This window comes from Pseudomonas sp. SMSB3, assembly GCF_052041965.1.
Lineage (GTDB): Bacteria > Pseudomonadota > Gammaproteobacteria > Pseudomonadales > Pseudomonadaceae > Aquipseudomonas.
On record NZ_JBKGGV010000004.1, the window covers coordinates 386,490 to 397,862 of the forward strand.

Consider the following 11,373-nt stretch of genomic DNA (forward strand, 5'->3'; position numbering starts at 1 on the left):
GTGGCCGCTGAAATCCAAGACAGCCGCTCCGCCCGCTTTGCCCTGCGTTGTTCCAACTGGGCTGAACGCTGGTTTCCAGACTCCTGGGTCTTCGCCGCTTTGGCGGTGCTGCTGGTGTGCATCGGCGCGTTGGCGATGGGCGCCAAACCGACCGATACGGCCAAGGCGTTCGGTGACGGCTTCTGGAGCCTGATCCCCTTCACCATGCAGATGGCATTCGTGGTCATCGGCGGGTATGTGGTGGCCAGCTCGCCACCGGCTGCACGTTTGATCGATCGCCTTGCGCGTATCCCCAGCAATGGCCGCTCGGCGGTGTGCTGGGTGGCGTTGATCTCCATGCTGGCGTCCTTGCTCAACTGGGGGCTGTCGTTGGTATTTGGTGGGTTATTGGTGCGCGCCCTGGCCCGGCGCACCGATCTTAAGATGGATTATCGCGCCGCTGGCGCTGCTGCCTACCTCGGCCTGGGTGCGGTCTGGGCGCTGGGGCTGTCGTCGTCTGCCGCGCAGCTGCAGGCCAATCCCGCCAGTCTGCCGCCTTCGATCCTGTCGATCACGGGAGTGATCCCGTTCACCGAGACCATATTCCTCTGGCAAAGCGGGGTGATGCTGGCGGCTCTGGTGATCGTCTCGCTGGTCATCGCCTATGCCACCGCACCGGGCCCGAACAGCGCTCGCAGCGCCCAGGACTGCGGGGTTGATCCTGCTTTCACCGCACCAGCTACGGCCAAACGCACGCGCCCGGGCGAATGGCTGGAACACAGCCCGATTCTGATCCTGATGCTGGTAGCACTGGCCGGCGGCTGGTTGTACCAGGAGTTTGCGACCAAGCCTGCGATTACCGCGATTTCCGGGCTCAACACCTACAACCTGTTGTTCATCATGCTCGGCGCGTTGCTGCACTGGCGTCCGCGCAGCTTCCTCGACGCCGTGGCCCGCGCCGTGCCGACCACCACCGGGGTGCTCATCCAGTTCCCCCTGTATGGCTCCATCGCCGCCATCCTCACCCAGGTCAAGGGGGTCGACGAGCAGACCTTGGCGCACCACATCTCGGTGTTTTTCACGCAGATCGCAACCCACGACACCTATGCCTTGCTGATGGGCGTGTACTCCGCGGTACTGGGCTTCTTCATTCCTTCGGGGGGTGGCAAGTGGATCATCGAAGCGCCCTACGTAATGCTGGTGGCTAACGACCTGCACTATCACCTGGGCTGGGCTGTGCAGATCTACAACGCTGCCGAAGCGCTGCCGAATCTGATCAACCCGTTCTACATGCTGCCGCTATTGGGCGTGCTGGGCCTCAAAGCGCGTGATCTGATCGGCTTCTCGTTCGTGCAGTTGCTGGTGCATGTGCCCTTGGTGCTGGTGCTGCTCTGGGCGCTGGGCACGACCTTGCAATACGTGCCACCCGTCATGCCCTGAGCCTTGCGCCAAGGCTTGCAAAATCTGCAGGTGCGCTGCGTCGAGCGCGCCTGCAGAGCAGCCATCAGTCGGGATCGCTGAGCGTCGTCAGCAACCCGGCAAGGCGCGTTCGGCCTTGCTCATCCAGGCCGAATACCGGTCTGCGCGGCTCGCCCACCGGCAGTCCGGTCAACGCCAGGCCGGCCTTGATGGTTGCCGGCAAACCGCCCTTGAGAATGAAATCGAGCAGCGGCAGCTGGCGATAGAACAACGCTCTGGCTTTGGCCAGATCCTCGGCCAGCACCGCCTGGTAGAGCGCTTGGTTCAGCGCCGGAATCAGGTTAGGCGCTGCCGTGCACCAGCCTTTGGCACCGGCCACGAACGCTTCCAGCGCCAGCGGGTTGCAGCCGTTGTAGAACGGTACCTGTCCCTCGCCCAGCAGTTGCAGCTTGTGCATGCGCTGAATATCCCCGCTGCTTTCCTTGACCATGGTCACGTTGGCCACTTCGCGCACGATGCGCAGAATCAGCTCGACCGACATGTCGGTGCCGCTGGTGGCCGGGTTGTTGTAGAGCATGATCGGAATGTCGATGGCCTGACCAATGCTGCGGTAATGCGCGAGGATCTCTGCTTCGCTGAGTTTCCAGTATGCCGAGGGCAAAACCATCACAGCGTCTGCGCCATGGGCCTGGGCGAAACGGGCGCGGCGCACGGCACCTGCAGTGGTCAAGTCAGACACGCTGACGATGCTCGGTACTCGCTTGGCGATTTTTGCCAGGCTGTAGTGAGCGACTTGCTGCCATTCGCTGTCGCTCAAGTAGGCGCCTTCGCCGGTGCTGCCCAGCGGGGCGATGGCCTGCACACCGCCTTCGATGAGGCGTTCGATGGACTGGCCCAGTGCGTCGAGATCGAGCTGTTCGCCGTCCTGGCTGAATGGGGTGATGGTGTAGCCGATGATGCCGTGGAATGAAGCGTTCATGGTTTGGGCTCCGCAAGCAAGGCGTTGGATGATCAGTTCAGGCAATCGGTGTGAGCGCGCAGCGTCTGCCGGGCGAGGTAGTTGAAGGCCGCCATGTGGCGTTTGGGCCGGTCGATCCAGTCATGGGCCTGGCGGCCGAGTGCGGGGTCGATGGGTTTTATCGTGCCTGCTGCCATCGCCAGCAACTGCAGACGCGCCGCACGCTCGATCAGCTGCGCGTAGACGCACGCTTGCTCGATGCTCGTGCCGGTCGACAGCTGGCCATGATGGGAAAGGACAATCGCGCGCTTGTCACCCAGCGCGGCACTGATGATCTCGCCTTCTTCGTTGCCCACCGGCACGCCGGGCCAGGCCTGCAGGAACGCGCAGTCTTCATACAGCGGGCACAGGTCCATGTGCGATATCACCAGAGGCGTTTCCAGCATGGACAGCGCGGCCACATGCGCAGGATGGGTGTGAATGATGCAGTTGACGTCTGGGCGGGCGCGGTAGACCCAGCTATGGAAGCGGTTGGCGGGGTTGGGCATGCCTTGGCCCTCGAGTACTTCAAGGTCCTCGTTGACCAGCAGCAGGTTGCTGGCACGGATCTCATCGAAGCCCAGACCCAGCTGTTGAGTGTAGAACGTGCCAGGCTGCGTGCCGCGTGCGCTGATCTGACCGGCCAGGCCGGAATCGTGCCCGTGGTCGAACAGAATTCGGCAGGTCAGGGCCAGCTTTTCCTGCACAGTCCACGTATTATCGGCAAGCGCGACTTGCATCTGCGTCAATGCTTGCTCGACCAGTTGGTCTTTGCTGCGGGTGAATGTTGTAGCCATGGGGGGGTGGCCTCGGTGGCGTGATGTGTGATGTCGCAGGTGGCTGACCGTGGACCTTGGGCGGTGGCGGTCGGGCTAACCTATGACACAAACAATCTTATATGACACAAAGTGTCATAGGCAACCCTGCGCTTTGGGAATTACGTATCGCATGTCTAACCGTTTGAAATTGCTTCGAAAAAAACTTGGAATCACCCTGGAAGCGCTGGCCGATCGAGCCGGCATGACCAAAAGTTACGTGTCCAAGGTTGAGCGAGGCTTGAATACGCCGTCGATTTCGGCGGCAATGAAGCTTGCCCGGGCGCTGGGCGTCAACGTCGAAGAGCTGTTCGCCGATGAGCAGCCTGCGGCGAGTCTGTACAGCCTGGTACGCCGGGATGAGCGGCAGTCGCTGGTAGGCGATGGGCAGGGTCCAGGCTATGCGGTGCTGACAAACCAGGTGGGCCAACGCAACCTGCTGCCGTTCATGATCCAGCCGCCGACCTCGTTCAGCGATCCGACCTTCAAGGAGCATCAAGGCGAGGAGTTCCTCTTCGTCCACCAGGGGCAGGTCGAAGTCGATTTCATGAGTGAACGGGTACTGCTCGGGCAGGGCGATGCCTTGCATTTCAACGCCCAGACACCGCACAGGCTGCGCTCGGTCGGCGATCATCCAGCGCAGTTGCTGGTGGTCGTTCAGCACGCTGGCGAGTAAGCGTCATAAGCATCAGGGGTTGCGCCTTCAGTCCAGCGCTTGAGTGATGGAACGCTTGCCGCCTGCTGCCCGCCCATCCCCACCGCCATGCTGCGTGCCTTCTCGAAAGGAGGTCCGCATGCCCATTCACAAATTCGTCGCCAACCAGCCCCATGATCTGACTACCCCAATAGCTGGTCAGGTGCTGCCTCGTCCCGATCCAGCACTGCCGCCGCCCGCGCCGACATCGTCGCCGTCGCCTCTGGCCGGCACAGAATTGAGCGACGCGTTGCGTCTCAAGCAGATCACGGCGCAAGACCGGCTAGTGCTCCGCGATCAGCACGGGCGCTTGCTCTGCGTGCATCGCCGCGGCGATGGCGACTGGGGGTGGGCCTACCTGGGCGATCCGGATCTTTACAGTGCCGATATCGCACCGTTGCTGGTGCGAGTGGACACGGCCAGTCACGAACTGGGTGTCAGCGTTGAGCTGGATATGCAAAATTGGACATTATTCGCCAACGGCGATTCGAGCACGGGTGAATACGTGTTCGCCGGCTGGAAAGCCTGGGAGGGTTACCCCAGGCTGAACTTTCGGGTGTCGATCACTGGCAACACCGTGGTCAATGACCAAGAAGTGCCCGCTTTCACCCTGGGCATGAAGCTGGGTGCGTCGCGCATGCTACTCAATAGCGCGATGGGAGATTGGGGTTGGCTGAAACTGAGCCCGGTTAAAAATGTATCCGAAACCCAACTGTGCCGTTTCTCATTGCACCGGCTGTTGGTGCCCATCAGCAAGGTGGCGGCGCTAGTCAAGCAAACTTGGCCGGATGTCGACCTCGTTTATCGGCAGATCATCCTCGATGGCTATTACCAAGCAATCTCCGACCAGCATGCGCGGGCAATCTGGTACAACTCGCAATTATCCAATTATCACTTCAAGCCCGAAGTGTTCGATTGCGACGATTTCGCCATGGCTTACAAGAGCCAGGCCAGCAAAGACGCTTACCTGCAAAATGCGCTTTATCCGTACGCCGTCGGGATCGTCTGTGGGGAAAATGACAAGCGCGGCCATGCAGCCAACCTATTCATCGACCAGCAAGGCAGGCTGCGTTTGATCGAACCGCAAAATCGCAACATCAACCGTGCCTCGGAATGGCGCTACAAGCCGTTCTTCGTCATGTTGTAACGCGGTGCCGGGGGCTTCTACAGGTTTTGTAATAGTTTCGTGCTGTCAGGAAGATCTGCTGTCCTTGTAGGATTTCATTCCCTAATCCCTTTCAAGGTCATCATGAGCACCCACGCGGAGCCCCCCAGTTCCCGGCCTTCTCGGCCATCCTTCCCCCGTCCATGTGACGCCGCTTTCGTGAGTACCCGCTAATGGAATGGCTAGCCGATCCGACGGCCTGGCTAGGCCTGCTGACGCTTATTGTCCTCGAGCTGGTACTAGGTATCGACAACCTGGTGTTCATCGCCATCCTGGCCGACAAGCTGCCCCCGCATCAGCGCGACCGCGCACGGGTCATCGGCCTGAGCCTGGCGTTGATCATGCGCTTGGGCCTGCTGGCCAGCATTTCCTGGATGGTCACGTTGACCGCACCGTTGTTCGAGGTGTTCGGCAAGAGCTTCTCGGGTCGCGACCTGATCATGCTGTTCGGTGGTGTGTTCCTGTTGTTCAAGGCCACCATGGAGTTGCATGAGCGTCTGGAGGGTCATGTCACGCAAGCCAGTGGCGTGGTGCGTCATGCGGCGTTCTGGCCGATCGTGGCGCAGATCGTGGTGCTCGACGCAGTGTTCTCGCTGGACGCGGTGATCACGGCCGTGGGCATGGTCGAAGAACTGTCGGTGATGATGATCGCGGTGATTTTCTCGATCGGTATCATGATCGTCGCCAGCAAACCGCTGACCCGCTTCGTCAATGCCCACCCGACGGTGATCATGCTGTGCCTGGGCTTCCTGATGATGATCGGCTTCAGCTTGACCGCCGAAGGCCTGGGCTTCCATATCCCCAAGGGCTATCTGTACGCGGCCATCGGCTTCTCGATCCTGATCGAGCTGTTCAACCAGCTGGCGCGTGCCCGCCGCAAGCGCAGTGTGCAGCAGCACCGCCCGCTGCGCGAGCGCACCGCCCATGCCGTACTGCGCTTGCTGGGCGGTCGTCGGGTCGAGGCGGACGAGGTGGGTGAGGAGATCGCCGACCTGGTCGAGGATGGCCATGAACAGGTACTGTTCGATCGCCGCGAACGGGTCATGATCAGCGGCGTATTGAACCTGGCCGAGCGGCCAATCCGCACGGTGATGACGGCGCGTGCCGAGGTCGATGTGATCGACCTGGCTCACCCGCCTGGCGTGATTACCGAAGCCTTGGCGCATTCGCCCTATTCGCGCCTGCCGGTGATTCGCGCAGGCCACATTGAGGAGCCGTTGGGCTTCGTGCACAAGAAGGAGTTGCTCAAGGAGCTGCTGTCGGGCAGCCAGCCTGACTTCGAGCGCATGGCCCAAGCGCCGCTGAACCTCTTGGAAAGCTTCAGCATCCTCAATGCGTTGGAACAGATGCGCAGCCAGTCGACGCACATTGCTTTCGTGATCAACGAATTCGGTGATTTCACCGGCCTGTTGACCATGACCGACATCCTCGAGTCGATTGCCGGTGAGCTACCGGACGCAAGCGAAATCGAGGGCCCGGCGATCGTCGAAGAGCAGGGCAGTTTCGTCGTCAGTGGTGCCCTGAACCTGAGCCAGGTGCAGGCGCGTACCGGCTTCAGTGCCCGCGCCAGCGAGGACTACCAGACCCTGGCGGGCCTGGTGATGAGTCTGCTCGACCGACTGCCGATGGTTGGCGACCAGTTGCTGTGCAACGGCTGGAACATGACGGTGGTTGCGGTCGAGGAACGTCGCGTGCGTCAGGTGCGCCTTACACCGAGCGGCGACGCTGACGCAGCAGGTGCTTGAAGCCTTCGAGCACCAGCACCAGCACCGCGGCCCAGATAGGCAGGTAGGTCAGCCACTGATCCGGGCCGATGGTCTCGCCCAGCAGCAGGGCGACGCCCACCAGCAACACCGGCTCGACGTAGCTGAGCAGGCCGAACAGGCTGAACGGCAACAGCCGGCTAGCCAGTACGTAAGCGATCAGCGCGCTGGCACTGATCGCGCCCAGCAATGGAATCAGGCCGTACAGGCCAGGGTGAGCGTTCAGGTCGGCTGCCGACAGCGGGCCCTGAATCACGAAATACAGCGCCCAGGGCAGTAACAAGCCCATGTCGCACCACAGGCCACCCAGATGGTCGGTGCGGCAGCGCCGGCGCAGCACGAAATAGATCGGATAGCCGATCATCACCACCAGCGTTTCCCAGGCGAAGCTGCCATGCTGGTACAGCTCATGGCCCACCCCCAGCGCCGCGCAGCCAACCGCCACTTTCTGCAGGCGCGACAGGCGTTCGCCATAGACCAGTCGGCCCGTCAGTACCATGGCCAGCGGCAGCAGGAAGTACCCCATGGATACCTCCAGGCTGCGCCCATGCAGCGGCGCCCACAGAAACAGCCACAGCTGCACGCCCATCAGCCACGAGGTGCCGATCATGCCCAGCAGCAGGACGGGGCGCTGGCGCACGCGTCGCAGCAACTCGCCGACCCGGCGCCAGTCCTTGCTGGCCAGCATGAACAGGGTCAGGCAGGGCAAGGTCAGCAAGGTGCGCCAGCCGAAAATCTCTTCGCCATCGAGCGGCGTGAGCAGGGAGGTATAGAAATACATCACAGCGAACAGACAGGACGCCATGACCGACGAGAGAATGCCTTTTGACACGAATGCCTCGAATTGGAAGAGAGGGTGGATCAGCCGCGCATGATCTCAGGGGCGCCGTCCTGGGGCAACCGCGCAGCGCCCGGCCGCGCCGCCAGCGCCCGGAGAAACTCCGCCGCCGGCATCGGCCGGGCGAACAGGTAGCCTTGCAGGAAGTCGACCCCTCGGCCTGCCAGGTAGTCACGTTGCGTTTCGTTTTCCACACCTTCGGCGACGATGCCCAGGCCCAACTTGCCCGACAATTCGATGATGCTGTCGAGAATGTGCTGCGACAGCGCATCACCCCCGATCATCGCCACGAAACTCTGGTCGATCTTCAGGTAGTCGACTTTGAACTGCCGCAGGTAGTTGAGGCTCGACTGGCCGGTGCCGAAATCATCCAGCGCGATCATCACACCCATCTCATGCAGCTTGTCGAACAGCTCCAAAGTGACCGGGGTAGCCTCGATCAGTTTGCGCTCGGTCAGCTCCAGGGTCAGGCGGACTCGGCTCGGCGGGAAATGCTGGAGGAAGGTACGGCAGTCATCCAGCAGACTGAGGTCACGGCAGTGATCGGCGGTGATATTGATGGCGATGTGGAAGTCATCTTCGAGCAGCGCAGCGTAAGGTGCCAGGCTCTGGGCTGTGTGCAGCATGAGCGCGCGGGTCATCGGGACGATCTGGCCACTGTGCTCGGCGTAGGGGATGAACAGGTCTGGGCGCACCAGGCCCTCGCGCGGGTGGTTCCAGCGCATCAGCACCTCGGCTCCAGCCCAACCGCAGTCGCCTGCGCGCACGACTGGCTGGAAATAAGGCACGAACTCGTTGGCGGCCAGGGCACGTTGCAGCTCGGCGCGGGAAGAGCTGGCCCGGCGCAGCTGCCAGCGGCAGGCCAGACCTGCGACGACACCCAGCACCAGCAGCAAGCCTAGCAGCTCGGGATACTGTTCGCGCAGCACCGCGGCTGGTTTGCCAGCCGAGTAGCCGCCATGCACGCTGAACGGATAATGCGTCGAAGCGGCACTGGAAGCAGCGACGGCTGCGGTCGGCGGTGGGCCACTTTGCACCACGCCTTCGCTGCCCATCCACACCGGACCGACCTGCAATTGCAATGAGGCCTCGGGTGCAATCAGGCGCAGGGCGGTGAGCAAGTGGTCGCCGTCGACGGTGCTGATCACCCCGCGATCACCTTCGTGCGCGCGGTACACCAGCAAGGGGTGACCGGGGGTGACCGAGTTGCCATCCATCAACCACAACCGGCCGTCGGTGTAGTCGTTGGCTTTGACCGGTTCCTCGATCTCGCCGAACAGTGAGCTGCAATACAGGGCGTTGTGCTGGAAAAGGTTGGTCGAGCGCACGAAAGCGTTGCCGGTGACCTCTTTGCGCAGCGCGAACTGGGCATCGGCGCATGGGCTGCCGGCCAGCGGCAGCAGTGCCTGCGCGGCGTTGCCCAGGTTGTCTAGAATGTGATCGACATAGCCGACGACTTGTTGCGTGGTGGTCTGGCTGGCCATGCGCAGTTCGCGCTCGATCTGCCAGTTGATCACCACCAGGCCGCAAGCCAGCGGTATGGCGCCCACTGCCCAGGGTAGTAGCGTGCGCCAGCTGCAGCGGGCGGGGCGTTTGACCGTGAGCGGCATGGTTGAGCGGTTCCTGATCGGTGACGTGCGAAGCATAGCCGTTTGGCTCGTACCTTGACCAACTTCGGGTGCTTGCAACTTAAAGGGCGACAAAGAAATTTACGCACTGTAGAATCGGTTTACGATTACAACAACGAAGTCCTCCTGATACGGGGGATCAACTCGCCGAGAATGGTTCCCTATGACGTGCCATGGGTTCAAATTGATCATTGGTGATTACCTCGCCCGCAGCGTGCGGGGCATCCCATGCTCCCCGCCAGTACCGTTCCACATCCCGCGCATTCATTAAATTACGCTGCAGATGAGGGTACGAGCATGGCTGATATCTTTGAAAATCCAATGGGCCTGATGGGCTTCGAGTTCATCGAACTGGCGTCGCCGACGCCGGGCGTGCTGGAGCCGGTGTTCCAGATGCTGGGCTTCACCAAGGTCGCCACACACCGCTCCAAGGATGTGCACCTGTATCGGCAGGGCGGCATCAACTTGATTCTCAACAATGAGCCGAAGAGCGTTGCCTCCTATTTCGCCGCCGAGCATGGTCCATCGGTGTGCGGCATGGCGTTCCGCGTGCGCAACGCGCATGAGGCGTATGCCCGGGCGCTTGAATTGGGTGCGCAGCCGGTAGAAATCGAAACCGGGCCGATGGAGCTTCGCTTGCCGGCGATCAAGGGCATCGGCGGCGCGCCGCTTTACCTGATCGACCGTTACGAAGAGGGCAGCTCGATTTACGATATCGACTTCAACTTCATCGAAGGGGTGGATCGTCATCCTGCCGGTGCGGGGCTGAAGATCATCGATCACCTGACCCATAACGTCTATCGCGGGCGTATGGCGTATTGGGCCGGCTTCTACGAGAAGCTGTTCAATTTCCGTGAGATTCGTTATTTCGATATCAAGGGCGAGTACACCGGCCTGACCTCCAAGGCCATGACGGCGCCGGATGGCATGATCCGCATTCCGCTCAATGAGGAATCTTCCAAGGGCGCGGGGCAGATCGAAGAGTTCCTCATGCAATTCAACGGTGAGGGCATTCAGCATGTGGCGTTTTTGACAGATGACCTGCTCAAGACCTGGGATGCGTTGAAGGGTTACGGCATGCGCTTCATGACTGCGCCGCCGCAAACCTACTATGAAATGCTCGAGGTACGTCTGCCGGGTCACGGCGAGCCGGTCGATCAGTTGCAGGCGCGCGGTATCTTGCTCGATGGCGCTTCGGAGTCGGGCGACAAGCGCTTGTTGCTGCAGATTTTCTCCGAGACGGTGCTGGGGCCTGTGTTCTTCGAGTTCATCCAGCGTAAAGGTGATGATGGTTTCGGGGAAGGTAACTTCAAGGCATTGTTCGAGTCGATCGAGCGTGATCAGGTTCGTCGTGGCGTACTCAATGCCGAGTAGATAACCAATCATGAGGAAGCAGCAGTTCAGGTATGTTGCATTGCAACATCTCTGAACTGCACTCCTAGAGTAGTACGCCGAAAACTCAAGTTGCTTTGCTTTGCTTTGCTTTGCTTTGCTTTGCTTTGCTTTGCTTTGCTTTGCTTTGCTTTGCTTTGCTTCGCTTCGCTTTTGCGTTTAAGCGCGCGAAAGTTCAGGCAACGCAGATTGCGACTTCAGGAGGCCGAACGTAGGCGTCTGGAGGGCCCAGGGTGCGCAGCACCCCCGACGGCGTAGCCGGAGGACGCGAGCTGTACGACTTGCGAAGCAAGTTGTGGCCGCGCAGGGCCCGCAAGACGCCGGAGTGAGGGAACCCCGGAGCGAAGCGCAGGGGCCGTATGTAGGAGCGCAGCGTTTTTTGGTTACTTTTTGTCGCGTTTGACAAAAAGTGACTCGCCGTAAAGGCGAAAAGGTGATTGTGCGCCACTATCGCCAATGAATGCGCATCCGATATGCAAGCGCTCATCACATAGCCTATCTCCAGTTCCAAGTTCCAAGTTCCAAGTTCCAAGTTCCAAGTTTCGAGTTCCGAGTTCCGAGTTCCGAGTTCCGAGTTCCGAGTTCCGAGTTCCGAGTTTCAAGCTAGAAGCTAGAAGCCTGACTGTTTTGAACGCTGCAGCGGTATTCATTTGCGATGGCGACGCTTATTCACCCTTTCGCCT

General features: G+C 60.9%; 9 protein-coding genes. 5 read left to right on the top strand and 4 right to left on the bottom strand.

Annotated elements, in window-relative coordinates:
• Entirely contained in the window at positions 1-1,419 is a 1,419-nt protein-coding gene (locus ACLEJW_RS10410) for a short-chain fatty acid transporter (RefSeq protein WP_440777498.1), read from the top strand.
• A 64-nt stretch (positions 1,420-1,483) separates the two neighbouring features.
• Here the strand turns inward: ACLEJW_RS10410 and ACLEJW_RS10415 are convergent, their stop codons facing one another.
• A complete protein-coding gene (locus ACLEJW_RS10415; RefSeq protein ID WP_440777499.1) occupies positions 1,484-2,377 on the bottom strand; it encodes a dihydrodipicolinate synthase family protein in 894 nt (297 codons plus the stop codon).
• Positions 2,378-2,409: 32 nt separating this feature from the next.
• A complete protein-coding gene (locus ACLEJW_RS10420) occupies positions 2,410-3,192 on the bottom strand; it encodes an aldolase (RefSeq protein ID WP_145183247.1) in 783 nt (260 codons plus the stop codon).
• Between the two features lie 151 nt (positions 3,193-3,343).
• Here ACLEJW_RS10420 and ACLEJW_RS10425 point away from each other — a divergent pair, with 151 nt between their 5' ends.
• The 3 genes from ACLEJW_RS10425 to ACLEJW_RS10435 all read left to right on the top strand — a co-directional run bounded on the left by ACLEJW_RS10425 (position 3,344) and on the right by ACLEJW_RS10435 (position 6,814).
• A complete protein-coding gene (locus ACLEJW_RS10425; protein ID WP_440777500.1) occupies positions 3,344-3,886 on the top strand; it encodes a helix-turn-helix domain-containing protein in 543 nt (180 codons plus the stop codon).
• A 118-nt stretch (positions 3,887-4,004) separates the two neighbouring features.
• Complete coding sequence (locus ACLEJW_RS10430) at positions 4,005-5,051, top strand: lectin MOA-related protein (RefSeq protein ID WP_313295144.1); 1,047 nt, start codon at positions 4,005-4,007, stop codon at positions 5,049-5,051.
• Between the two features lie 191 nt (positions 5,052-5,242).
• Positions 5,243-6,814: a TerC family protein gene (locus tag ACLEJW_RS10435; protein WP_313295143.1), complete on the top strand. Its 1,572-nt coding sequence runs from the start codon at positions 5,243-5,245 to the stop codon at positions 6,812-6,814.
• Here the strand turns inward: ACLEJW_RS10435 and rarD are convergent.
• Complete coding sequence (gene rarD / locus ACLEJW_RS10440; RefSeq protein ID WP_313646124.1) at positions 6,777-7,664, bottom strand: EamA family transporter RarD; 888 nt, start codon at positions 7,662-7,664, stop codon at positions 6,777-6,779. The two genes, ACLEJW_RS10435 and rarD, sit on opposite strands and share 38 nt — an antisense overlap.
• Positions 7,665-7,693: 29 nt before the next feature.
• Entirely contained in the window at positions 7,694-9,280 is a 1,587-nt protein-coding gene (locus ACLEJW_RS10445; protein WP_440777501.1) for an EAL domain-containing protein, read from the bottom strand.
• 315 nt (positions 9,281-9,595) lie between these two features.
• Here ACLEJW_RS10445 and hppD point away from each other — a divergent pair, with 315 nt between their 5' ends.
• Positions 9,596-10,672: a 4-hydroxyphenylpyruvate dioxygenase gene (gene hppD / locus ACLEJW_RS10450; RefSeq protein WP_440777502.1), complete on the top strand. Its 1,077-nt coding sequence runs from the start codon at positions 9,596-9,598 to the stop codon at positions 10,670-10,672.
• Positions 10,673-11,373 lie beyond the last annotated feature (701 nt).